This window comes from Streptomyces sp. NPDC008163 (assembly GCF_042956885.1).
GTDB classification, from domain to species: domain Bacteria; phylum Actinomycetota; class Actinomycetes; order Streptomycetales; family Streptomycetaceae; genus Streptomyces; species Streptomyces drozdowiczii_A.
On record NZ_JBIBHG010000001.1, the window covers coordinates 936,564 to 960,337 of the forward strand.

Consider the following 23,774-nt stretch of genomic DNA (forward strand, 5'->3'; position numbering starts at 1 on the left):
TTGCCCCCGTGGCAGGATGGCCGCCGGTCATGCGCACGAGGGGGGAAGTGCCACATGCTCGGTCCGCTCAGGGACGACTCGCCCAGGGCCATCGGCCCGTACACGATCCGGGCCCGGCTGGGCGCCGGCGGCATGGGGGAGGTCTTCCTCGGCGACCGGGGCGGCTCCACCGCGCCCGCCGCCGTCAAGACCGTCCGGCGCGACGTGGCGCGGGACCCCGGCTTCCGTGACCGCTTCCGCCGCGAGATCGCCGTCGCCCGGTCCGTCACCGGCGCCCACCTCGCCCCGCTGCTCGACGGGGACGCCGACGCCGACGTGCCCTGGCTCGCCACCGCGTACGTGGCCGGGCCGACGCTCTCCGCCGCCGTGCGCGGAGCGGGCGCGCTGGAAGACGCCGAGGTGCGGATGCTGGGCGCCGGGCTCGCCCGCGCCCTGGCGGTCGTGCACGCGGCGGGGATCGTGCACCGGGACGTGAAGCCGGGCAATGTGATGCTCGCCGCCGACGGGCCCCGCCTCATCGACTTCGGGATCGCCCGGGACACCGGCGCCACCCCGCTCACCACGACCAGCCGGATGGTCGGCAGCCCCGCCTTCATGTCCCCGGAGCACGTCGCGGGCAGCGGACGCGTCGTCCCGGCCTCCGACGTCTTCTGCCTCGCCTCCGTGCTCTGCTTCGCCGCCACCGGTCGCGACCCCTTCGGCGACGGGCCCGTGGCGGCCGTCCTGTACCGCGTCAAATACGTCGAGGCCGACCTCGCGGACGTGCCGGACGGGCTGCGCGCGGTCCTGGAGGACTGCCTCACCGCCGACCCGGCCGCCCGCCCCACCGCCGCGGCCCTCGCCGAACGGCTGACGCCCGGCGCCGCCACCGGCTGGCCCGCCCCGGTCGGCGCGCAGATCGCGGAGTACGACCGGGAGCTGGCCCGGGTCACCGCCCTCGACGGCCCCCTGCTGCCCGGCTACACGCCCACCGAGGCCGCCACCGGGAACCCGGCCGGCCCGCACCGGCCGCCCGGCTCCGTGCACCTCGCCCCCACCCAGGGCCCCGGCCTCCCCGCACCCGCGCGCCGCCCGCGGCGGGGACTCGCGGCTGTTCTGGTGGCCCTGGTCCTCCTCGGCGCGGCCACCGGCGGGTATCTGGGATGGCGCGAGCGGGGCGGCGGTTCCGGGGCATCCCCGGGCGGCGGTGCGACGGCGATGGTGGCGGGCGTGGGGGAGAAGGGCGGCCCGGACGCGTCGGGGACCGTCCCCTACGGCCGTGACGTACGCCCGGCCGGCTGGAAGAAGCCGTGGCGGGGCGCGTTCGCGGAGCCCCCGCTCGGCTGCTCGGCCGGCCGCGACGTACTGGTGTGCCGGCTGGTCGACGGCACGTACGAGGGGCTGTCGGCCGCCGACGGGCACCACCTGTGGACGTTCGACTCGGGGCAGGAGATGTCCGGCCGCCAAGCGGGCTACGGGCCCACCGGCGCGTTCTTCATGCCGGCCGGGGCCACCGTGCCCACGGTGTACGACGACACCGTCCTGCTCGCGGTCGGCGACCGTCTGCACGCGCTGGACGCCCGTACGGGCAAGGGGCGTTGGGAGACCAGGGCGGGCGCGGCCCTGGCGCTGGAGAGCGCGCCGCTGGTCGTCGGCGACCTCGTCCTCGCCGCCGCCTCCGCGTCCGAGGGGGCCGAACTCGCCGCGTACGACCGGAGGACGGGCGCCGAGAAGTGGCGGAAGCGGCTGGCGGAGGAGGACATCGCCATGGCGCAGAAGGGCAACTTCTGGCCCGTCGCCACGGACGGCAGGGCGGTGTACGCGATCGGGCTGGAGGGCCCGAAGGCGTTCGCCCCCGAGGACGGCCGGCTGCTGGGCACGGCCGGAGGCGACGCCGGCCAGAAGTCGGCGAACTCCGGCTGCGCGGACCTGCGGGTGCGCGGCGCCTCCGCCTTCTGCGCGTCGTTCGTGCCGAACGGCGAGGGCTACTCCGGCTTCGGCGAGGACATCGTCGTCCTGCGGTTCACGGCCGGCGACCTCAGGTCCGAGGGACGGGTGAAGCTGGACGCCGGGCTGGTGTCCGGTGCCACACTGGCCGCCGTCGACGACCGGGTGGTCGTGCTCAGCAGGGGCGACGAGTACGTGGAGAGCGTGCCCGACGAGATCGACGTCGTGAGCCGGGCGGACGGCCGCACCCTCGGCCGCTTCCCGCTGACGCCGCACCCCGAGGAGGGGACGAGCAACCCCGCCTCCGTCCCGCTGATCGTCGCCGACACCGTGGTCTGGGCGGACACCGCGACGCTCTACACGGTGCCCGTGCGCCCGGACGGCACGCTCGGGCCCCTCAGGAGGACCGCGGTCCCCGGCGCCCCCGGCCCGAGCGCGACCCCGGAATACGACCGGGCCCAGGGCATCGAACTGGGCAAGGAACTGCTCGCGCCCCGGGTGCTGCCGGTGGGCGGGGTGGTGCACCTCGTGTACGACGACGGCACGGCGGTCTCCGTACGCCTGCCGGACTGAACCGCCCGCAACCCCCGCACCGAGGAGAGCGCACCGTGATCCAGCCGCTGCCGGCCGGCCGGGCCCGGCTGACCGGGCCGTACCAGCTGCTCGGGCTGCTCGGCGCGGGCGGCATGGGCGAGGTGTATCTCGCCCGGCCCGTGGGCGGCCGGGGCTCCGGTGGCCTCGTCGCCCTCAAGACCGTCCGGCCCGACCTGGACCTGGACGACGGCTTCCGGGTCCGCTTCCGCCGCGAGATCGCCGCCGCCGAGGCCGTCCGCAGCCCGCACACCGCCGCGCTCGTGGGCGGCGACGCGAGCGCCCGGCTGCCGTGGCTGGCCACCGAGTACGTGCCGGGTCCCTCGCTCGCCGAGGCGGTGGCACGGGGCGGGCCGCTCCCCGAACCGGTGGTCCGGGCCCTCGGCGCGGGACTGGCCCTGGCCCTCGCGGACATGCACGCCGTCCGGGTCCTGCACCGCGACCTGAAGCCGGGCAACGTGCTCCTCGGGCCGGACGGGCCCAAGGTCATCGACTTCGGGATCGCCCAGGCGTTCGACGCCACCCAGCTCACCCGGACCGGTGTCGTCGTCGGCAGCCCCGGCTACATCTCGCCCGAGCACGTCAACGGCTCCCGCGCCCTGGTGCCCGCGTCCGACGTGTTCTGCCTGGGCGCGGTGCTGGCGTTCGCGGCGACGGGCCACGGGCCGTTCGACGACTCGGACATGGCCGCCGTGATCTTCCGGATCTCGCGGGGGGAGGCCGAGCTCTCCCGCGTACCGCCCGCCCTGCGCCCGCTGATCGAGGCGTGTCTGCACACCGACCCGGCGGCCCGGCCCGCGCCCGCCCGCCTTGCGGACCTGCTGCTGCCGGAGCGGCCCGCGCCGGGCGCGTTCCCGTGGACCGGTGCGGTACGGGGGCAGCTGGCCGCCCACGCGGCGGCGGCCGACGCCTGCGCACGGGCGGCGGCCCCGGCCCCGGCCACCCCGCCGCTCCCGCCCCACCACCCGGCGTTCGCCCGCACCCCGGTCGTGCCGGTCGCGGTCCCGGGGGACCGGAAGGGCGGCAGGCGGCTGCGGCTCGGGCTCGCCGCGCTGGCGACGGCGGCCTGCGTCGCCCTGGGCGCGGTCCTGCTCCCCGCGCTCCTCTCCGGTGACGACGAGCGGGACGGCACCGGCGGGGGCGCCGGAGCCTTTGGCCAGGTCGTCTTCCCCGGCGCGGACCCGGGCCGCAGCGGCGACTTCGGCACGGCGGCGGCCGACGTCGCGGCCCGCCCCGAGGGCTGGCGGGCGTGGCACGCGCAGGTGGACGACGGCCGGGTCGCGTGTGTGTACGCGGGCACGTCCGTGGTGTGCGCGGGCCCCCGCCGGATCACGGTGCTGGGGGCGGCGGACGGCAAGCGGCTCTGGCGCGGCGCGCGAACGGAATCCGGCCCCACGTCGGTGGCCGCCGTCCACGACCACACCGTCTACGCGTTCGAGGGCGGCGCGCTGGTGGCGCGGGCGCTGTCCGACGGCGCCGAGAAGTGGCGCGAACCGCTGCCGGACGGGGCAGCCGTGGCCGATTCCGTGCAGTCGGGCGGCACCCTGTACTACGCGACGAGGGCGCGGGGCTCCGCGACGGCCCGGCTGACCGCGCGCCGCCTGACGGGCGACCACGGCCGGCTCTGGGGCAAGGAGTGGCGGGAGCGGTCCGGCACCCCCGAACTCCTCCTGGCCGACGGCCGCCTGGTCGCGGCGGGCGACGCGGTGACGGTCCTGAAGGCGTCGGACGGGACCCGCGTCGCGGAGTCCGGAACGACGTGCCGCACCCCGGCCCTGAAGGGACGTCGGCTCCTGTGCGCGGGCGCGGACGGCCTGACCGTGCTCGACGTGGCGTCCCCCGGGAAACGGCGCACGCTGCTCCCCGGCGTGGACATCGCGTACCGCCCCGCGCTGGGGCCCGACGACACGGTCGTGGTCAGCAGTCGGGACCGGATCTACGGGGTGGACCTGGGGTCCGGCGAGATGCGGTGGGCGACGTGCGAGTGCGACGAGTACCCCTCGGAGTCGGGCGCGCCGTTCGTGGTCGGCGACCGGGCGATGATCATGCAGTGGTACGGCCCCACGGTCATCCCCCTCGACTCCGAGGGCGAGGTCAGACCGCGGGGCGCGGCGGAGATCAAGGGCTGGCCGGACACGACGGTGGACGACCGCCTCGACCCGGCGTCGGTGTCCTTCCTGGCCCAGGGCGACACGGTGCTCGCGGGCTTCGAGAACGGCACGGTGCTGTCGGCGTACGCGCCGTGACGGGTGCCCCCGCTCCTCAAGCGCCGGCGGGGCTCACAGGCAGCCCCGCCGGCGATCGAGGCGCGGGGTCCGGCGCGGAGCCCCGGTTTCGGGGAGGGGCGGGTGGCGGACAGGGCCCGCCGCAGGCGCAGCGCACCCGCACCGCCCCTACCGCTGCCCCCGCAGGTGCTGCGCCACCGGCGCCAGCGCCGCGTGCAGTTCCGCCAGCGCCTCCGGCGACAGCAGATCCATGAAGTGCTTGCGGACGGACGCGACATGGTGCGGTGCCACCTTCCGCATCGTCTCCAGGCCGTCGTCCGTGAGGACCGCGTAGAGACCCCGCCGGTCCGACTCGCAGTTCTCCCGCCGCACGAGACCCGCGCTCTCCATGCGCGTGATCTGGTGCGAGAGGCGGCTCTTGGACTGCAGGGTCGCCCCCGCGAGATCGCTCATCCGCATCCGGCGGTCCTCGGACTCCGAGAGGTTGACGAGGATCTCGTAGTCGTTCATGGTCAGGCCGAACGGCTGGAGGTCCTTCTCCAGTTGGTGGGTCAGCAGCCTGCCGACGTCCAGATGGGTGCGCCAGGCGCACTGCTCGGCATCGCTCAGCCAGCGGGTGGCCGTCTCGGTCTCCATGTATGGATTCTACCTAAGAAGTTGAAAGCCGGACGAAGTGTGAGGATGTGACCCCTGGCACCGCGCCGCCGCACGGGCGGTCCGTGCCGGGGCGCAGGCGTTCGACGTCACACTCCGCAGACTACCGTTCACAAACCGAAGCGACGCTGGAGGTCCCCCAGCTGACCGGGGGCCCGGGGCGGCTGCCCCGGCCGCGCGCCCCCGCCCGGCACCCCCGCCTGCTGCGGCACCGCCCCCGTCGGCTGTTCGGCCATCAGTGCCTCGGAGGACTGGAGCAGCACCGTACCGGCGCCGACGAACTCGAACTGGTGCTCCTCGCCCGAGGCTCCGCCGATTCCGGTCAGCCCGCGCAGCCCGCCCAGCAGGCCGGTCATGTAGCCGTGGTCGTAGTGGTGGCACGGGGAGGGGCAGTCCGCCCAGCCGACCAGCGCCTGCGGGTCGACGCGCAGCGGAGGCTCCATGAAGACCACCGGACCGTTGGACGCGGCGACGAACTTGCCGGTGCCGATCAGTGTCAGGAACCCGGGCACGATCGACTGCTTCAGTGCCAGCGACGGCTGGTACGCGAGCAGGTTGCCGGACCGGATGGTCAGGTTCCCGTCGTCCAGGTCGTAGGAGTTCACATCGAACGCCCGGTCCGCGAGCAGCATCTTGCCGCTGCCCTCGGCCACCACCCAGTCGCTCGCGTGCAGCGGTGAGTGGAAGCTGGAGCGGACCAGCCGCTCGAAGCGGCCGTGCCCGATGCCGTCGAAGTTGATCTGCCCGTAGTAGGCGATCATCTTGCCCTTCTGGAGGAACCACTGGCTCCCCTTGAGCTCCACGCAGAAGGTGTACGCGTTGACGTTGTCGTCCGCCGGCAGCGTCATCGGGTCGAAGACCACGGGCCCGTTCACAGCTTCTCCTCCGACGCCTGGACGTACACCGCACCGTTGCCGCTCAGTTCCAGCTGGAAGCCCTCGCCCGAGCCGCGGCCCACCATCTCGCGCCAGCCGAGCGCGGTGGAGAGCTTGTTGCGCACGTCGCCGTGGTGGGCGACATACGCCTGGGGGTCGACGTGCACATCGCGGCCCGGCGTGATCGGCAGCTCGATCACCCCGCCGTGCGCCATCACGGCCACCGATCCGTGCCCCCGGAGCGTCGTGGTGAACAGGCCCTGCCCGGTCACCTGGCCGCGGACCATGCCCATCACCCCGCCCTGCGAGCCCATGAACATCGTGCCCTGCTGGAGCGTGCCGTCGAAGGCGAGCAGCCGGTCCGCCTCCACGTAGAGGGTGTCCCCGGTGAGGCTGATCACGTGGATGTGGTGGCCGCCGTGGCCGAACATCACCGTGCCGTTCCCCTCGACCGTCATCAGCGGCGTGGCCTCGTTCGCGAGGCGGCGGCCGATCATCGACATCATGCCGCCCTGGCCGCCCTGGATGTTCGGTGTGAACGCCACCTCGCCCCGGTACGCGAGCATCGCCCCGCGCTGGCTGAACATCTTCTGGCCGGGGACCACCGTCGCCTCGACCATCTTCGAGTTGATCTCACGGAACGGCATCAGACGTTCCCCCCGATCGTGTTCCGTTCGCTGGGCTGCACGTAGACCAGTCCGTCGCCCTCGAACCGGATCTGGAAGGACTCGCCGGAGCCCTCGCCGATCAGCGTCCGGAAGTTCACCCCGGACTGGAAGTTCTGCTGGAGGTTGCCCTGGTGGGCGATGTACGCGCCGGGGTCCACGAAGAGCGGGTACTGGGGGGAGACCCGCAGCACCACGGCCGTGCCGTCCGACATGATCGCCGCCTGCCCCGTCCCCTCCACGGTGGTGGTGAACAGGCCGTTGCCCGTCGCGCCGCCCCGCAGTCCGGTGAACGTGGTGCCGGTGCGCAGCCCCGCGTCGGTGCAGAGCAGGTTGCTCGCCTCCACGTACAGCTTGTCGCCGTGCAGCGTGACGAGGTTGATCTCGCTCGCCCGGTCCGCGAAGTAGCAGGTGCCCTGCCCGCTGACCTGCATCACCGCCATCGACTCACCGGTCAGCCTGCGGGTCACCATCCCGCGCAGTCCCTCACCGCCGCCCGTCATCTTCTTGAACGTCATCTGGCCCTCGTACGCGACCATCGAACCGTTCTTCGCCTTGACGGCATCGCCTGCCAGATCGACGGCGAGCGTCTTGTTTCCCTCAAGCCGGAACATTGCCACCCGGCGAAAATAGCCGCAGCGACCGCCACCGGAACAGGGGGCCAGTACCCGGCGCCCGGGCCGTCCGCCCGCGATGTCACAATGGGTGCCGCTTGTGCGTGCGTTCACAAGCTGTCACGACCCTCCCACCGAAGGTGCCCCCGTGGACATCAAGACCGCTACCGCCCTGCACCGGCTGCGCCTCATCTCGATTCCCGAGGCGCTGTCCTTCCCGGCGCTGATCCTCTTCGGCTCGGTGCTGAGCCGGGTCTCCGACATCGACTTCCTGATGATGCCGCTGGGCATGCTGCACGGCGTGCTCTTCGTGATCTACGTCGTGCTGCTGCTCGACGTGTGGGCGAAGACCAAGTGGCCGCTGAAGCGCGTCGCGTTCTTCTTCCTGCTGTGCGTGCTGCCGTTCGGCGGCCTGTACGGGGACAAGGTGCTCAAGCGCTACGAGGCGGACAGCGTCATCGCCGCCCGGGCCCGCCGCGAAGGCACGGTCAGCGCATGATCGTCGCCTTCTCCGTCAGCCCGCTCGGGGTCGGCGAGGACGTGGGCGAGTACGTCGCCGACGCCGTCCGGGTCGTCCGCGAATCGGGGCTGCCCAACCGCACGGACGCCATGTTCACCTCCATCGAGGGCGAGTGGGACGAGGTCATGGACGTCGTCAAGCGCGCGGTGGCCGCCGTGGAGGCGCGGGCCGGGCGGGTCTCGCTCGTCCTGAAGGCGGACATCCGCCCCGGAGTCACCGACGGACTCACCTCCAAGGTGGAGACCGTCGAGCGGTACCTCGCCGACTGACCCTCCGTACGCACGTACGCGGAGCCCCCGCCCCGGTCCGGCCGGCGGGGGCTCCCCTCATTCCGGGACCGCCAGCGCGATCCCCAGCGGCGTCCGCTCGTACAGCACCTGGTGCCCGTAGCGCCGCGAGGTCAGCAGCCCCGCCGTCCGCAGCACCGACAGGTGCTCCGACACCGAGGACGGCGCCAGACCGAGCCGGTGGGCCAGCGCGCTCGTGCCGGCCGGCTCGTCCAGGGCGCACAGGATGTCCGCCCGCGCCCGCCCGAGCAGCCGCGCCAGCGCCCGAGGGGTACTCGCGCCCGGCTCCGTCCACAGACCCCCGATCCCGCGCGCCGGGTAGACGACGGCCGGGAGCCAGGGGTCCTCGAAGCCGCCGACCGTGGCCGGCCAGACGAACACGGACGGCATCAGTACCAGACCCTGGCCGCCCAGCACCCGGGAGTGCCGGCTCTTCGTGTCGGTGATGGTCAGCGTCGAGCCCGACCAGCGCAGCCGGGGACTCAGCTCACCGAGCAGCCGCTCGAAACCCACCGCCGCCAGCCGCCGCGAGTGGTACGCCACATCCGCTTCGAGGAGCGCCCGCAGCCGGGGCCAGTGCGGGGCGATCAGCACCTCCCAGGCCCGCTCCAGCAGGTCCGCGAGATCCCGCAGACTCCGCGCCGGATCGGCCAGCAGCGCCTGCCCGGCGGGGGAGTCCAGCGCCCTCGGCCGGCCCCGGAGCGAAGCCGCGATGTCCTGGCGGACCAGCTCCGGGGCGACCGCACGCACCGCCGCGATCTCCTCCTCGAAGGAGGCCAGCGGGCCCACCGGCGGCGGCGAGAAGAAGTCCGGGCAGTGCCCGCCGTCCGGCATCAGCAGCCACAGCGGCCCCAGTTCGAGCCCGGCCGCCGCGTCCCGGATCCGGCGCAGCCACGGGAGGTGGTAGCCCTGCTGCTCCGGCCGCGCCAGCACCCGTACCGCCGCCTGGGTCTCCCACAGCGGGGAGACGGCGAACCGGCAGCGCAGCAGATCGCTCCCGTCGAAATGCAGGTGGGAGGACATCGGCGCACCCCGGGAAGATTCGGCTGGGGCCGAAAGTCTACGGCCGGCCCGCCCCGGTCCCGCAGGCTGCGGCCATGCCGAGAGACACCACCGATCCCGGGGCGGGCCGCCCCACCCCCGACACCCCGGACCCCGCCACCGCCGGACCGGCCCCTCTCCCGGCCCCGCCCCCGGAGCGCGCCGGCCCCCCTGACCCGAGCGGGCCGGCCGCGCCCCGGGGGTACGGCGCCGTCTTCGCCGTACGCGAGTTCCGCGCGGTCTTCGCCGCGCATCTGCTCTCGCTGCTCGGCGTCGTCGTCAGCGAGCTGGCGCTCACCGTGCTCGTCTACGACCTGACCTCGTCGCCCCTGCTCAGCGCCCTGACCTTCGCGCTCGGCATGCTGCCGTACCTCGTCGGCGGCACCCTGCTCGGCGGCATCGCCGACCGCTACCCGGCCCGCCGGGTCCTCGTCACCTGCGACCTTGTCTGCGCGGTCTGCGTCGCCGTGATGGTGCTGCCGGGCACCCCGGTCGCCGGGCTCCTCGTGCTGCGCTGCCTGGTCGCCGCCGTCTCGCCGGTCTTCACCGGGACGCGGATGGCCGCGCTCACCGACATCCTCGGCGAGGGCGAGCTGTTCGTGCTGGGGCGCTCACTGCTGCGGATCGTCTCGCAGGGGTCGCTGCTCGCCGGTTTCGGCGTCGGCGGGGTACTGCTGACCGTCCTTCCGCCACGCGGCGCGATCGCGATCACCGTCGCCACCTTCCTCTGCTCGGCCGCGTTGCTGCGCCTCGGCACCCGCGACCGGCCCGCCCGCGCCCGCGCGGCAGGCGGCGCCGGTCTGCTGCGGGAGTCCCTGTCCGGTGCCCGCCTGGTCCTCGGCCACCGCCGGCTCCGGGCGCTGATGCTGCTGTTCTGGCTGCCCCCGCTGTTCGTCGTCGCGCCGGAGGCGGTCGCCGCGCCGTACGCCGACGAGATCGGAGCGGGCCCGGCCGCGCTCGGGCTGCTGATGTGCGCCATGCCCGTCGGCCACATCGCCGCCGAGCTGTACGCGGGCACCGCGCTGCGCCCGCGCACCCGTGAGCGGATCGTGCTGCCGCTGGCCGCCGCCGGGCTGCTGCCCCTCGCGGGGTACGCGCTGGCGCCGGGCGTCGCGGCGGCAGCCGTCGCGCTGGTGGTGACCGGGGCCTCGTCCGCGTACGTCATCGGCCTCGACCAGTGGTTCGTCGCCGAGGTCCCGGAGAAGCTGCGCGGGCGGGCGATGACCCTGCTCACCGCCGGGCTCATGACGCTCCAGGGCGTCGGCATGGCCCTCACCGGACTCGCCGCCGAGTTCTTCCCCGTGCACCGGGTGGTCGCCGGGGCGGCCGTCCTCGGCACGCTGTGCCTGCTCGTGCTCGTCGCCGAGGTCCGCGCAACCGCACCCGCTGCCGGGGCCCGGACCGAAGTGCGAGACGGGGAGGACCGCCAAGTTCCCCATGGGTAAGGTCATGGCCGTGCCGAAGCCGCTCAGTCTCCCCTTCGATCCCATCGCCCGCGCCGACGAGCTCTGGCAGCAGCGCTGGGGCCCGGTCCCGTCCATGGCGGCGATCACCTCGATCATGCGGGCGCAGCAGATCCTGCTCTCCGAGGTCGACGCCGTCGTCAAGCCGTACGGACTGACCTTCGCGCGGTACGAGGCGCTGGTGCTGCTCACCTTCTCCAAGGCGGGCGAGCTGCCGATGTCCAAGATCGGCGAGCGGCTGATGGTCCACCCGACGTCCGTGACCAACACGGTGGACCGGCTGGTGCGCTCCGGCCTGGTCGACAAGCGCCCGAACCCGAACGACGGCCGGGGCACGCTGGCCTCGATCACCGACAAGGGCCGCGAGGTCGTGGAATCGGCCACCCGGGACCTGGTCGCGATGGAGTTCGGACTCGGGGCGTACGACGCCGAGGAGTGCGCCGAGATCTTCGCGCTGCTGCGGCCGCTGCGCATCGCCGCGCAGGACTTCGAGGAGATCTGAGAGGCGCGGTTCCGGTGTCCGGCCCGCTGCAAGATCGCCCCGGACGTCCGGTTACGCTCGTTGGCATGAAACGCAGTGTGCTGACCCGATACCGGGTGATGGCTTACGTCACCGCCGTCATGTTGCTGATCCTCTGCGTGTGCATGATCTTCAAATACGGCTTCGACAAGGGTGAGGGCCTGACGCTCGTCGTCTCCCAGATCCACGGCGTGCTGTACATCATCTACCTGATCTTCGCCTTCGACCTGGGCTCCAAGGCGAAGTGGCCGCTGGGCAAGCTCGCCTGGGTGCTGATCTCGGGCACGATCCCGACGGCCGCGTTCTTCGTCGAGCGCAAGGTCGTCCGCGAGGTCGAGCCGCTGGTCGCCGACGCAACGCCCGCGGCCCCCGCGAACGTCTGACATCTCCGAACCGCCCCGCGCGAAGCGCCGGGCGGTTTGTCATCGACATTTACTAGGACGTCCTAGTAAATTGGGTGGCATGGACGCTGACGCGATCGAGGAAGGCCGCCGCCGCTGGCAGGCCCGTTACGACAAGGCCCGCAAGCGGGACGCGGACTTCACCACGCTGTCCGGGGACCCGGTGGAGCCCGTCTACGGCCCCCGCCCCGGAGACGCGTACGAGGGCTTCGAGCGGATCGGCTGGCCCGGCGAGTACCCCTTCACCCGGGGGCTCCACCCGACCGGCTACCGGGGCCGCACCTGGACCATCCGCCAGTTCGCCGGCTTCGGCAACGCCGAGCAGACCAACGAGCGCTACAAGATGATCCTGGCCGCCGGCGGCGGCGGGCTCAGCGTGGCCTTCGACATGCCGACGCTGATGGGCCGCGACTCCGACGACCCCCGCGCGCTCGGCGAGGTCGGCCACTGCGGCGTCGCCATCGACTCCGCCGCCGACATGGAGGTCCTGTTCAAGGACATCCCGCTCGGTGACGTCACGACGTCGATGACGATCAGCGGGCCGGCCGTCCCGGTCTTCTGCATGTACCTGGTCGCCGCCGAGCGCCAGGGCGTCGACCCGGCCGTCCTCAACGGCACGCTCCAGACCGACATCTTCAAGGAGTACATCGCGCAGAAGGAGTGGCTCTTCCAGCCCGAGCCCCATCTGCGCCTCATCGGCGACCTGATGGAGCACTGCGCGGCCTCCATCCCCGCGTACAAGCCGCTCTCCGTCTCCGGCTACCACATCCGCGAGGCCGGGGCGACGGCCGCGCAGGAGCTGGCCTACACCCTCGCCGACGGCTTCGGCTACGTGGAGCTCGGCCTCTCCCGCGGCCTCGACGTCGACACCTTCGCGCCCGGCCTGTCCTTCTTCTTCGACGCGCACCTCGACTTCTTCGAGGAGATCGCCAAGTTCCGCGCCGCCCGCCGCATCTGGGCCCGCTGGATGAAGGAGACGTACGGCGCGAAGACCGACAAGGCCCAGTGGCTGCGCTTCCACACCCAGACCGCCGGGGTCTCCCTCACCGCGCAGCAGCCGTACAACAACGTCGTGCGCACCGCCGTCGAGGCCCTGTCCGCCGTCCTCGGCGGCACCAACTCGCTGCACACCAACGCCCTCGACGAGACCCTGGCGCTCCCCTCCGAGCAGGCCGCCGAGATCGCGCTGCGCACCCAGCAGGTGCTGATGGAGGAGACCGGCGTCGCCAACGTGGCCGACCCGCTGGGCGGTTCCTGGTACGTGGAGCAGCTCACCGACCGCATCGAGGCCGACGCCGAGAAGATCTTCGAGCAGATCAAGGAGCGCGGCACCCGCGCCCACCCGGACGGGCAGCACCCGGTCGGCCCGGTCACCTCCGGCATCCTGCGCGGCATCGAGGACGGCTGGTTCACCGGCGAGATCGCGGAGTCCGCGTTCCGCTACCAGCAGTCCCTGGAGAAGGGCGACAAGAAGGTCGTCGGCGTCAACACGGCGCACGGCTCGGTCACCGGCGACCTGGAGATCCTGCGCGTCAGCCACGAGGTCGAGCGCGAGCAGGTCCGCGTCCTCGCCGGCCGCAAGGAGGGCCGCGACGACGCGCGGGTCAGGAGCGCCCTGGACGCCATGCTGGCCGCCGCCCGCGACGGCTCCAACATGATCGCGCCGATGCTCGACGCGGTCCGGGCGGAGGCGACCCTCGGCGAGATCTGCGGCGTCCTGCGCGACGAGTGGGGCGTCTACACGGAACCCGCGGGCTTCTGACGCACCGGCTGACCGGCGGCCGCGCCCAGCCCCGCCAGCAGCAGCAGCGTGAAGCGCCGGGCCCAGTCGGCATCGACGGGCTCGGCGCTCACCAGCGTCCGGTGCACCACCGCACCGGCGATCACATCGAAGATCAGGTCCGCCGTCAGGTCGGCCGTGGCCTCGTCCGGCTCGACGGGCAGCTCGCCGCGCTCCTGCGCCCGCCGCCGGCCCTGGAGCACGAGCCGCTTCTGCCGGTTGACGATCGAGTCGCGGATGCGGGCCCGCAGCGCCTCGTCCCGCGTCGACTCGGCGACCACCGCCATCAGCGCGGTCCGGGTCTCCGGCCGGTCGAGCAGCGCGGCGAACTGCAGCACGACCGCCTCCACATCGGCGGACAGGCTGCCCAGGTCCGGCATCTCCAGCTCGTCGAAGAGCACGGCCACCGCGTCCACGACCAGTTCGTTCTTGCCCGCCCAGCGCCGGTAGAGGGTCGTCTTGGCGACCCCGGCCCGCGTCGCCACGTCACCCATGGTCAGCTTCGACCAGCCGAGGTCCACGAGCGAGGCTCTGGTCGCCTCCAGGATCGCCTCGTCGGCCTCGGTGCTGCGCGGGCGTCCCGATCGTGCGGGTTTGGGGTGGGGGCGGCTGAACATGCCGAGACCATACCCGTCAGTAGGTAAATCCGACCGGCCCCGGAAGCCGTGAGACAGATCACCGGACACTCTTGTGCGTGAGGGGGCCCGGCCAGTTACGCTACGGGTCGTAGCGTAAGGCGACGGTCCGGACCGTCGTGGACGCCACGAACGAACGACAGCCACAGGCGCCGGGTGGGGACCGGGCGCCGAACCGGGTCTTTCAGGGGCCCCGCGGCCGTGTCTGTCCGTCCACCCCGCACACCGGCGGGGGTCGCGGACGGGCGCGGTTCACGTATCGCTTTCCGGAACCGCGCACCGAAGGGGGAGGATGTACGCATGCAGCCCAGAAACATGTCCATGAGCGGCGTCGTCGACCTCGCCGCGGTGAAGGCGGCCGGAGAGGCCAAGGCGAAGGCGGAGCAGACGCGCGCCGAGTCCGCACGCCAGGGCGGCCCCGCGGCCGTCCCCGCGTCCTCCCTCGTGATCGACGTCAACGAGGCGGGCTTCGAGAACGACGTCCTCCAGCGCTCCGCCGAAGTGCCCGTCGTGATCGACTTCTGGGCCGAGTGGTGCGAGCCGTGCAAGCAGCTGGGCCCGCTCCTGGAGCGACTGGCCCACGAGTACAACGGCCGCTTCCTGCTGGCCAAGGTCGATGTCGACGCCAACCAGATGCTGATGCAGCAGTTCGGCATCCAGGGCATCCCGGCGGTCTTCGCGGTCGTCGCGGGACAGGCGCTGCCGCTCTTCCAGGGCGCGGCCCCCGAGGCGCAGATCCGGCAGACCCTGGACCAGTTGATCCAGGTCGGCGAGGAGCGCTTCGGCCTGACCGGCATCGCGGTGGACCCGTCGGCGGCCGGTGAGCCGGCCCAGGCGGCGGCCCCGGCCCCGCCCGGCCCGTACGACTCCCTGCTCGAGGCGGCCGCCCTGGCGCTGGACGCCAACGACTTCGCGGGCGCCGTGCAGGCGTACAAGAACGTGCTGTCCGACGACCCGGCCAACACCGAGGCGAAGCTGGGCCTCGCCCAGGCCGAGCTGCTGTCCCGGGTCGGGGCGACGGACCCGCAGAAGGTGCGCACGGAGGCGGCGGAGAAGCCGGCCGACGCGGACGCGCAGATGGCGGCGGCCGACCTGGACCTCGTCGGCGGCCATGTCGAGGACGCCTTCGGGCGGTTGGTCGAGACCGTGCGCCGGACGTTCGGCGACGACCGCGACCGGGTCCGGCTGCGGCTGCTCGACCTCTTCGAGGTGATCGGCCCGGAGGACCCGAGGGTCGGTGCCGCGCGCACCGCGCTCGCGCGCGTCCTGTTCTGATCCGGTCTGTCCGAACCGATTGTGCTGAACTGACAACACGGCCGCGGCCGCCTCCGGGCGCCGCGGCCGTTTTCGCGATCAGGCGATAAGAGTAGGCCCTGCTTTACCAAATCTTGATAAAAGCACGGCCTGTTACTCGCAGTAAATCGATCTTTGTGGTCTGTCCCGTTCTGCTCGCTCTTCCTCCTTTTTGCCCGTCGGTCCGGGGCAACCCTGTGTGGCCGGTCGGTGCCAGCAGGTCGTGGCCTGTTTATGAGGGCGTTACCAGCGAGTAACGAACCCCCTTGTGTCCCGGCCGGGAATGGACCACGATCGGCCACGCTCGGTCCAATAACGCCAGTCCGGCTGCCAGTCGGGAGCGGCGGCTCCGTTGGGTCCCCACCGGGCGGGTCGGCGGCAGTGGGCGCCGGCTCCGGACAGGGGGGTTCCTGCCGTTCGGCAGGGCCTGTCCGATCAGGTCGCGCACACGCGTGACCCGTGGTTGTCGCTCGGGGGTGATCGCCGGTGATGCGGGCGCGGTACAGCCTCCGTATCCGGGCGCTCTCCTTTCCGAGGACGTAGCACTTCTCCCATCCCAGGTCGGGCAGGATGCCTGACCGGAGATGTACGTCCGAGAAGGAGGAAAAGTATGAGTTCCCAGGTTCGCGGTGGCACGAGATGGAAGCGTTTCGCTGTCGTCATGGTGCCGAGCGTCATAGCCACCGCCGCCGTCGGCGTCGGTCTGGCCCAGGGCGCGCTCGCCGCGTCCTTCAGCGTGTCGGGCCAGGAGTTCAAGGTCACGGCGCAGGAGCTGGACGGCGACAACTTCGTCCAGTACGGCAGCGTCGCGACGGGCAAGAGCCTCAAGGGCGAGGACCAGGCGGCTCCGGTCGCCGTGTCCGGGTTCAGCCACGCCACCATCACCAAGATGTGCCAGTCGGTCGTCACGCCCAACCTGCCCTTCGGGCTGGGCAGCGTGACGCTGAAGCTGACCGCCGGTGACCCGGGCAAGGCGACGGGCGAGGACCGGGAGAAGAAGCTGGTCGACGCGACCGGCCTCTACCTCGACGTCTCGGACCTCAACGCCGACGCCGAGTTCAAGAACATCGACATCGGTGTGCGCTCGGGCGACCTGAAGGGCCCGGGCATCCAGCCCGGGACCGAGGAGAAGGTCAACCCGAACGGCTTCGCGCAGCGGGCCGAGCACGCCAACCTGAAGAACGTCAAGCAGAAGGCGTGGGCCACCACGGCAGGAACGTTCAAGCTGCCGGGTCTGCACCTTGGGCTGTCCAAGGGCGTCGACGAGTGCTACTAGGGCACTAGCCCGGGCGGCCGGGGGCGCATCACGGGTCCCCGGCCGCCCACCCTTCTCTTTCTCACAGCAGTACCGGTTCCCAGGGAGCTGTTTTCCATGAGCCCCGAATCCCAAGGGCAGAACGAGCACTACCTCTCCGTCGCCCGGCGAGGCTTCCGCACCTGGCGGGGTGACCGGCCGTTCTGGGCCGGACTGTTCACCATGCTGGGCGGCTTGCCCATCATGTACTTCCCGTACGCGAACATGCACCTCGGCAACGTGACGCTGGCGATGTCCACCACGGCCGGCGCCGGTTCGCTGATCATCGGGGTCCTGCTCGTCACGCTGGGCCTGACGATGTGGTTCCACAGCATCGTCCGCGTGTTCGCCGGTGTCGCGGCGATTCTGCTGGCCCTCATCTCCATACCCGTCGCCAACATCGGCGGCTTCCTGATCGGCTTCATCTTCGCCCTGCTCGGCGGCGCGCTCTCCGTGTCCTGGGCCCCGGGCGAACCGCAGGCGGAGGCCGAGGCGGAGCCCGCTCCCGCCGAGGAGGCCCCGGAGAACGTGTCGTTCGCGAAGGACGAGCCGTTCCCGGAGGGCGCGCTCCACGGCGCCGGCATCCCCGAGCAGCCGCAGGCGCCGTACGACACCACGGCCGAGGGCGGGAGGCACCGTGCGGGGTGACGACGAGCAGATGAACGGCGCGGACGAGAACGGGACCCGCGAGCGCAGAGGTCCCCGCCACGCCGCGCCCCGGAAGTCGCTGCTGACGAAGCTCCACATGCCCGCGGGCAAGAAGGCGTTCGCGCTCGCCGCGATGCCGACGGCGGTCTTCGTCGGGATGGGCCTCACGCCCCGGCTGGCGATGGCCGACGACTCGACGGACATCCCCTACGCGCCCGGCCCCTGCGTCACCCGCTCCGACGAGCCGAGCGAGTCGGCGGACCCGACGCCCTCCGCGTCGAAGACGCCGTCCCCCTCCACGAGCGAGAGCGCGAAGCCGACGCCGGGGACGACCGACGAGGCGACCCCGAAGCCCACGGCCACGGGCTCCGCGGACGACACCGCGAAGAGCACCGACACCGCGAAGAAGAGCACGGACGCCGCCCCGGCCGAGACCCCGGCCGCCACGCCGTCGCCCACGAAGACGACGAACCCGCTCGACCCGCTGGGCCTCGGCGACGCGCTCAAGGACCTCTTCGACGGCGACAAGGACAAGGAGGCGGCGAGCCCGTCCCCGAGCCCCACCACGGCGTCCCCGAAGCCGTCCGCGACCGCGGACACCGAGGACGAGCCCGCGGACAAGGCCACCGACGCGGCGAAGGACACCGTGAAGGACACGGCCGACAAGACCACCGAGGCCATCCGCGACGCGGCCGGCAAGGCGGGCCGCACGGTCGAGGAGCTGGACGAGGACGTCAAGGGCACCGACGCCAAGAAGGACGAGGACATCCCGGACGGCGCCAAGGAGCCGTTCCCGTGTCCGACCGCGGACCCGGAGGCGCTCGCCAACGCCAAGCTGGAGCCGGGCATCCCGAACCTGCCCACCGACCCGTGGATCCTGGAGAGCTCGCTGCTCACCCTGAACGGGCTCGACTACAAGGGCATCGTGGAGGTACGGACGGGCGACGGCGCCACCAAGAAGGTGCTGAAGTTCACCGCGTCCTCGATCGACATCAAGGACCTGCACCAGCTGACGACCGGCCCGATGCCCGGCACCACGGGCCACGTGCAGGCGCGGAAGGGTTCCACCTCCACCATCCGCAACGGCACGGTGACGATGTACACGGAGGAGCTGAAGGGCAACCTCTTCGGCCTCATCCCGATCACCTTCAGCCCGGAGACCCCGCCCCCGCTGAACGTCCCGTTCGCCTTCTTCACCAAGGTGAAGGTCACCCAGGCCGGCCAGTTCGGCGGCACGCTGACGGTCCCGGGACTGCACAACTACCTCACCAAGGACGGCTCCTGACGCGTCCGGGTGGTATGACGACGGCCCGCCGCCCCACGGGGTGCGGGCCGTCGCCATGCTCGTCGACGCGCTGAACCGGGAGGCGGCCGGCCGGTCCGAAAAGGGCGGTGCCCCCGGTCCCGGAAGGTTCCGGGACCGGGGGCACCGCTCGCGCGAAGGACGTCAGTCCTGGTCCTGGCCGCCCACGTGGTGGACGCGGACCATGTTGGTGGTGCCGGGGACCCCGGGGGGCGAGCCGGCCGTGATGACCATCGTGTCGCCCGTGTTGTAGCGGCCGAGCTTCAGCAGCTCCGAGTCGACCAGGTCCACCATCGCGTCCGTGTTGTCCACGTGCGGGACGACGTGGGCCTCAACGCCCCAGCTGAGCGCCAGCTGGTTGCGGGTGGACTCGTCCGTGGTGAAGGCCAGGATCGGCTGGGCCGCGCGATAGCGGGACAGCCGGCGGGCGGTGTCACCGGACTTGGTGAAGGCGACCAGCGCCTCGCCGCCCAGGAAGTCCGCGATCTCGCAGGCCGCGCGGGCCACCGAACCGCCCTGGGTGCGGGGCTTCTTGCCCGGCACCAGCGGCTGGAGGCCCTTGGAGAGCAGCTCCTGCTCGGCGGCGACCACGATCTTCGACATGGTCTTGACCGTCTCGATCGGGTACGCGCCGACCGAGGACTCCGCGGAGAGCATGACCGCGTCCGCGCCGTCCAGGATCGCGTTGGCGACGTCGGACGCCTCGGCGCGGGTCGGGCGGGAGTTGGTGATCATCGACTCCATCATCTGGGTCGCCACGATCACCGGCTTGGCATTGCGCCGGCACAGCTCCACCAGGCGCTTCTGCACCATCGGGACCTTCTCCAGCGGGTATTCGACGGCGAGGTCGCCACGGGCCACCATCACACCGTCGAACGCCATGACGACGCCCTCCATGTGCTCGACGGCCTGCGGCTTCTCCACCTTGGCGATGACGGGGACCCGGCGGCCCTCCTCGTCCATCACCTTGTGGACGTCCTTGACGTCGTTCGCGTCGCGGACGAAGGAGAGCGCGACCATGTCGGCGCCCATCCGGAGCGCGAAGCGCAGGTCCTCGACGTCCTTCTCGGACAGGGCCGGGACGTTGACCGCGGCACCCGGCAGGTTGATCCCCTTGTGGTCGGAGATCACCCCGCCCTCGATGACGATGGTGTGGACCCGGGGGCCGTCCACGGAGACGACCTTGAGCTCGACGTTGCCGTCGTTGATCAGGATCGGGTCGCCCTTGGCCACGTCACCGGGCAGCCCCTTGTAGGTCGTGCCGCAGATCGACTTGTCCCCGGGGACGTCCTCGGCGGTGATGACGAACTCGTCCCCGCGGACCAGCTCGACCGGACCCTCGGCGAACTTCGCCAGGCGGATCTTCGGGCCCTGGAGGTCGGCGAGCACGCCGACCGCCCGCCCGGTCTCGGCGGCGGCCGCGCGGACCCGGTCGTAACGACCCTGGTGTTCCGCGTGGGAGCCGTGACTGAAGTTGAAACGGGCCACGCTCATGCCGGCCTCGATCAGAGCGACGAGCTGCTCGTGGGAGTCGACGGCGGGGCCGAGGGTGCAGACGATTTTGGAACGGCGCATGAGGCGGATCCTATCGGTTTGTTTCGCTGCGGAATATTCCGGCTGGTGGAAGATACAAAAGGGCGGGGGGCCGCTCAGTTGTCGACCAGTGCGAAGGTCTGGGTGGCGATCTCCAGCTCCTCGTCGGTCGGCACCACGGCGACCGCGACCCGCGCGTAATCCGGCGAGATCAGCCGCGGTACGCCGGACCGTACGGCGTTGAGATCCGCGTCCACCGCGAGGCCCAGCTCCTCCAGGCCGGCGATGGCGGCTTCGCGCACCGGGGCGGAGTTCTCGCCCACCCCCGCCGTGAAGACCACCGCGTCCACCCGGCCGAGGACCGCCGCATAGGCGCCGATGTACTTCTTCAGCCGGTGGACGTAGATGTCGAAGGCGAGCGCCGCACGCTCGTCGCCCTCGTCCACCCGGCGCCGGATCTCCCGCATGTCGTTGTCACCGCAGAGCCCCACCAGGCCGCTCTTCTTGTTGAGCAGGACGTCGATCTCGTCCGCCGACATCCCCGCCACCCGCTTCAGATGGAAGGTGACGGCCGGATCGATGTCCCCGGACCGGGTACCCATCACCAGCCCCTCCAAGGGGGTCAGGCCCATCGACGTCTCCACGCACCGCCCGCCCGCGACCGCCGAGGCGGACGCCCCGTTGCCCAGGTGCAGCACGATGACGTTGACGTCCGCCGGCTCCTTGCCCAGCAGTTCGGCCGCCTTGCGGGAGACGTACGCGTGCGAGGTGCCGTGGAAGCCGTAGCGGCGGATGCGGTGGGCGTCGGCCGTTTCCACGTCGATCGCGTACCGCGCCGCGGACTCCGGCATCGTCGTGTGGAACGCCGTGTCGAACACCGCCACCTGCGGCAGGTCCGGGCGGAGCGCCTGGGCGGTGCGGATGCCCGTGATGTTGGCCGGGTTGTGCAGCGGCGCCACCGGGACCAGCCGCTCGATCTCCTTGAGCACGTCGTCGGTGATCACGGTCGGCTCGGTGAACCGCAGCCCGCCGTGCACCACCCGGTGCCCGATCGCCGCCAGCTCGGGGGAGTCCAGGCCGAGCCCGTCGGCCGCCAGCTCCTCGGCCGCCGCCTTCAGCGCCTCGTCGTGGTCGGCGATCCGGCCCACCCGCTCCCGGGGCTCGCCGCCCCCGGCCAGCGGGGTGTGGACGAGCCGGGAGGTCTCCTCGCCGATCCGCTCGACCAGGCCGGACGCCAGCCGGGAGCGGTCGGCCATGTCGAGCAGCTGGTACTTCACGGAGGACGAGCCGGAGTTGAGGACGAGCACCCGGCTCGGCTTCCCGGCCGCCGCGGTGTCTTCGGTGTTCGGGGTGGTCATGCGGGTCACTCCTCGCCCTGGGCCTGGATCGCGGTGATGGCCACGGTATTCACGATGTCCTGCACGAGCGCGCCCCGGGACAGGTCGTTGACCGGCTTGCGCAGCCCCTGGAGGACCGGCCCCACCGCCACCGCGCCCGCCGAGCGCTGCACGGCCTTGTACGTGTTGTTGCCGGTGTTCAGGTCCGGGAAGATCAGGACCGTCGCCTGCCCGGCCACCTCCGACTCCGGCAGCTTCGTCGCGGCCACGCTCGGCTCGACCGCCGCGTCGTACTGGATGGGCCCCTCGATCCTCAGGTCCGGGCGGCTCCCGCGCACCCGGTCCGTCGCCTCGCGCACCTTGTCCACGTCGGCGCCGGTGCCCGAGGTCCCCGTCGAGTACGACAGCATCGCGATCCGGGGGTCCACGCCGAAGCGGGCCGCCGTGGCGGCGGACTGCACCGCGATGTCCGCGAGCTGCTCGGCGTCCGGGTCCGGGTTGACCGCGCAGTCGCCGTACACCAGCACCTTGTCGGCGAGGCACATGAAGAAGACCGAGGAGACGATCGAGGCGTCGGGCTTCGTCTTGATGATCTCGAAGGCGGGCCGGATGGTCGCCGCCGTGGAGTGCACCGCCCCCGAGACCATCCCGTCGGCCAGGCCCTCCTGGACCATCAGGGTGCCGAAGTAGTTGACGTCCGAGACCACGTCGTACGCCAGCTCGACCGTCACCCCGCGGTGCGCCCGCAACTGTGCGTACCGCTCGGCGAACGACTGGCGCAGCTCGGAGGTCTGCGGGTCGATGAGCTGGGTCTCGGCGAGGTCGATGCCGAGGTCGGCGGCCTTCTTGCGGATGGTGTCCGGGTCGCCGAGCAGCGTGAGGTCGCAGACGTCCCGGCGCATCAGCACGTCCGCCGCGCGCAGCACGCGCTCCTCGGTGCCCTCCGGCAGCACCACCCGGCGCCGGTCCGCGCGCGCCTGCTCCAGCAGCTCGTGCTCGAACATCATCGGCGTGACCCGGCCGCTGCGGGCGACCGAGACCCGGTCGAGGAGGGCGGCGGTGTCGACGTGGCGCTCGAAGAGGCCGAGCGCGGTCTCCGCCTTGCGCGGGGTCGCCGCGTTGAGCCTGCCCTCCAGGGCGAAGAGCTCCGCGGCGGTGGGGAACGAGCCGCCGGCCACCGAGACGACCGGGGTGCCCGGTGCGAGCCGCGCGGCCAGCGTGAGTATCTCCTCGCCGGGCCGCTCGTCCAGGGTCAGCAGCACCCCGGCGATCGGCGGCGTCCCGGCGCTGTGCGCGGCGAGCGAACCGATCACCAGGTCGGCGCGGTCCCCGGGCGTCACCACCATGCACCCCGGGGTCAGCGCCTTCAGCAGGTTCGGCAGCATCGCGCCGCCGAAGACGAAGTCCAGCGCGTCCCGGGCGAGCCCCGAATCGTCCCCGAGGAGCACCGTGCCGCCCAGGGCCGCGGTGATCTGGGCGACCGTCGGCGCCGACAGGGCCGGCTCGTCCGGCAGCACCGAGCAGGGGACCGGCAGGGTCGCGGCGAGGCGTTCCGCGACGACGTCCCGGTCGGCGGGGGCCACCCGGTTCACGATCATCGCGAGTACGTCGCAGCCCAGGCCGGAGTACGCCCGGTACGCGTTGCGGGTCTCGGCGCGCACCGACTCCGCGTTCTGGTCCTGGCCGCCGACCACCGCGATCACCGAGGCGCCGAACTCGTTGGCCAGCCGGGCGTTGAGCGCCAGCTCGTCGGGGAGCTGGGTGCCGGCGTAGTCGGTGCCGAGGACGAGCACCACCTCGTAGTCGACGGCCACCCGGTGGAAGCGCTCGACCAGCAGGGAGACGAGTTCGTCGGTGCCCTGCTCGGCCTGGATCGCGGACGCCTCGTGGTAGTCCATCCCGTAGACCGTGCCCGGGTCCTGGGAGAGCCGGTAGCGGGCCCGCAGCAGCTCGAACAGCCGGTCGGGGTCGTCGTGGACCAGGGGGCGGAACACCCCGACCCGGTCGACCTGGCGGGTCAGCAGCTCCATGACGCCCAGGTCCACGACCTGGCGGCCGTCTCCCCGGTCGATCCCGGTCACGTACACGCTGCGCGTCACGCGTGCTCTCCCGTCGTCTCTGGTCCGGTATGGTGCCCGGTTCGAGTGGTAATCGCCCGTTTGACGATAC

General features: G+C 72.3%; 21 protein-coding genes. 12 read left to right on the forward strand and 9 right to left on the reverse strand.

What is annotated here, in order from left to right:
- Nucleotides 1-54: 54 nt before the first annotated feature.
- Together ACFZAT_RS04450 and ACFZAT_RS04455 are read left to right on the forward strand one after the other, a co-directional pair.
- The gene (locus tag ACFZAT_RS04450; protein ID WP_391259782.1) at nucleotides 55-2,499 is read left to right on the forward strand and encodes a protein kinase; all 2,445 of its coding nucleotides are present in this window, start codon (nucleotides 55-57) and stop codon (nucleotides 2,497-2,499) included.
- A 35-nt stretch (nucleotides 2,500-2,534) separates the two neighbouring features.
- Nucleotides 2,535-4,763: a protein kinase gene (locus ACFZAT_RS04455; RefSeq protein WP_391259785.1), complete on the forward strand. Its 2,229-nt coding sequence runs from the start codon at nucleotides 2,535-2,537 to the stop codon at nucleotides 4,761-4,763.
- Between the two features lie 147 nt (nucleotides 4,764-4,910).
- Here ACFZAT_RS04455 and ACFZAT_RS04460 read toward each other — a convergent pair whose 3' ends face one another.
- From ACFZAT_RS04460 to ACFZAT_RS04475, 4 genes are all read right to left on the reverse strand, one after another.
- The gene (locus ACFZAT_RS04460; RefSeq protein WP_391259788.1) at nucleotides 4,911-5,378 is read right to left on the reverse strand and encodes a MarR family transcriptional regulator; all 468 of its coding nucleotides are present in this window, start codon (nucleotides 5,376-5,378) and stop codon (nucleotides 4,911-4,913) included.
- A 128-nt stretch (nucleotides 5,379-5,506) separates the two neighbouring features.
- Nucleotides 5,507-6,271 (reverse strand): AIM24 family protein, encoded by a 765-nt coding sequence (locus tag ACFZAT_RS04465; RefSeq protein ID WP_391259791.1) that lies wholly within the window; start codon nucleotides 6,269-6,271, stop codon nucleotides 5,507-5,509.
- Nucleotides 6,268-6,918, reverse strand: a complete 651-nt coding sequence (locus tag ACFZAT_RS04470; protein WP_391259794.1) for an AIM24 family protein — start codon at nucleotides 6,916-6,918, stop codon at nucleotides 6,268-6,270. Before ACFZAT_RS04470 ends, ACFZAT_RS04465 begins: the two co-directional genes overlap by 4 nt.
- Nucleotides 6,918-7,550, reverse strand: coding sequence for an AIM24 family protein (locus tag ACFZAT_RS04475; RefSeq protein ID WP_073963885.1), 633 nt, complete (start codon nucleotides 7,548-7,550; stop codon nucleotides 6,918-6,920). Before ACFZAT_RS04475 ends, ACFZAT_RS04470 begins: the two co-directional genes overlap by 1 nt.
- 148 nt (nucleotides 7,551-7,698) lie before the next feature.
- Between ACFZAT_RS04475 and ACFZAT_RS04480 the strand changes: the two genes are divergently transcribed.
- Entirely contained in the window at nucleotides 7,699-8,049 is a 351-nt protein-coding gene (locus ACFZAT_RS04480) for a DUF3817 domain-containing protein (protein ID WP_018102592.1), read from the forward strand.
- Entirely contained in the window at nucleotides 8,046-8,339 is a 294-nt protein-coding gene (locus ACFZAT_RS04485) for an MTH1187 family thiamine-binding protein (RefSeq protein WP_030971479.1), read from the forward strand. Before ACFZAT_RS04480 ends, ACFZAT_RS04485 begins: the two co-directional genes overlap by 4 nt.
- A gap of 57 nt (nucleotides 8,340-8,396) precedes the next feature.
- On the opposite strand, the gene ACFZAT_RS04490 is transcribed toward ACFZAT_RS04485, so the two are convergent.
- The gene (locus ACFZAT_RS04490) at nucleotides 8,397-9,380 is read right to left on the reverse strand and encodes a DUF5937 family protein (RefSeq protein WP_391259796.1); all 984 of its coding nucleotides are present in this window, start codon (nucleotides 9,378-9,380) and stop codon (nucleotides 8,397-8,399) included.
- A gap of 74 nt (nucleotides 9,381-9,454) precedes the next feature.
- On the opposite strand from ACFZAT_RS04490, the gene ACFZAT_RS04495 reads away from it, so the two are divergent.
- The 4 genes from ACFZAT_RS04495 (at nucleotide 9,455) to ACFZAT_RS04510 (ending at nucleotide 13,544) form a co-directional block, all read left to right on the forward strand.
- Nucleotides 9,455-10,843, forward strand: coding sequence for an MFS transporter (locus ACFZAT_RS04495; protein ID WP_391259799.1), 1,389 nt, complete (start codon nucleotides 9,455-9,457; stop codon nucleotides 10,841-10,843).
- 10 nt (nucleotides 10,844-10,853) lie between these two features.
- Nucleotides 10,854-11,363 carry a MarR family winged helix-turn-helix transcriptional regulator gene (locus ACFZAT_RS04500; protein WP_073964851.1) on the forward strand — a complete coding sequence of 170 codons (510 nt, stop codon included), beginning with the start codon at nucleotides 10,854-10,856 and terminating at the stop codon, nucleotides 11,361-11,363.
- Between the two features lie 65 nt (nucleotides 11,364-11,428).
- Entirely contained in the window at nucleotides 11,429-11,764 is a 336-nt protein-coding gene (locus ACFZAT_RS04505) for a DUF3817 domain-containing protein (RefSeq protein ID WP_391259801.1), read from the forward strand.
- Between the two features lie 79 nt (nucleotides 11,765-11,843).
- Entirely contained in the window at nucleotides 11,844-13,544 is a 1,701-nt protein-coding gene (locus ACFZAT_RS04510) for a methylmalonyl-CoA mutase family protein (RefSeq protein ID WP_391259804.1), read from the forward strand.
- Here ACFZAT_RS04510 and ACFZAT_RS04515 read toward each other — a convergent pair.
- Nucleotides 13,520-14,179 (reverse strand): TetR/AcrR family transcriptional regulator C-terminal ligand-binding domain-containing protein, encoded by a 660-nt coding sequence (locus ACFZAT_RS04515; RefSeq protein WP_391259806.1) that lies wholly within the window; start codon nucleotides 14,177-14,179, stop codon nucleotides 13,520-13,522. The two genes, ACFZAT_RS04510 and ACFZAT_RS04515, sit on opposite strands and share 25 nt — an antisense overlap.
- 318 nt (nucleotides 14,180-14,497) lie before the next feature.
- On the opposite strand from ACFZAT_RS04515, the gene ACFZAT_RS04520 reads away from it, so the two are divergent.
- The 4 genes from ACFZAT_RS04520 to ACFZAT_RS04535 all read left to right on the forward strand — a co-directional run bounded on the left by ACFZAT_RS04520 (nucleotide 14,498) and on the right by ACFZAT_RS04535 (nucleotide 18,717).
- Nucleotides 14,498-15,472, forward strand: a complete 975-nt coding sequence (locus ACFZAT_RS04520) for a tetratricopeptide repeat protein (RefSeq protein WP_391259808.1) — start codon at nucleotides 14,498-14,500, stop codon at nucleotides 15,470-15,472.
- Nucleotides 15,473-16,151: 679 nt separating this feature from the next.
- On the forward strand, nucleotides 16,152-16,766 hold the full coding sequence (locus ACFZAT_RS04525) for a DUF6230 family protein (protein WP_391259811.1): 615 nt from the start codon (nucleotides 16,152-16,154) through the stop codon (nucleotides 16,764-16,766).
- 96 nt (nucleotides 16,767-16,862) lie between these two features.
- Nucleotides 16,863-17,432, forward strand: a complete 570-nt coding sequence (locus ACFZAT_RS04530) for a DUF6114 domain-containing protein (protein WP_391259814.1) — start codon at nucleotides 16,863-16,865, stop codon at nucleotides 17,430-17,432.
- Nucleotides 17,422-18,717, forward strand: a complete 1,296-nt coding sequence (locus ACFZAT_RS04535) for a hypothetical protein (RefSeq protein ID WP_391259817.1) — start codon at nucleotides 17,422-17,424, stop codon at nucleotides 18,715-18,717. The genes ACFZAT_RS04530 and ACFZAT_RS04535 overlap by 11 nt, the downstream gene beginning before the upstream one ends.
- A 162-nt stretch (nucleotides 18,718-18,879) precedes the next feature.
- Here the strand turns inward: ACFZAT_RS04535 and pyk are convergent, their stop codons facing one another.
- From pyk to pta, 3 genes are all read right to left on the reverse strand, one after another.
- Entirely contained in the window at nucleotides 18,880-20,310 is a 1,431-nt protein-coding gene (gene pyk, locus ACFZAT_RS04540; RefSeq protein ID WP_391259820.1) for a pyruvate kinase, read from the reverse strand.
- A 74-nt stretch (nucleotides 20,311-20,384) separates the two neighbouring features.
- Nucleotides 20,385-21,626: an acetate/propionate family kinase gene (locus ACFZAT_RS04545; protein ID WP_391259823.1), complete on the reverse strand. Its 1,242-nt coding sequence runs from the start codon at nucleotides 21,624-21,626 to the stop codon at nucleotides 20,385-20,387.
- 5 nt (nucleotides 21,627-21,631) lie between these two features.
- Entirely contained in the window at nucleotides 21,632-23,704 is a 2,073-nt protein-coding gene (gene pta / locus ACFZAT_RS04550; RefSeq protein WP_391259826.1) for a phosphate acetyltransferase, read from the reverse strand.
- Nucleotides 23,705-23,774: the final 70 nt, after the last annotated feature.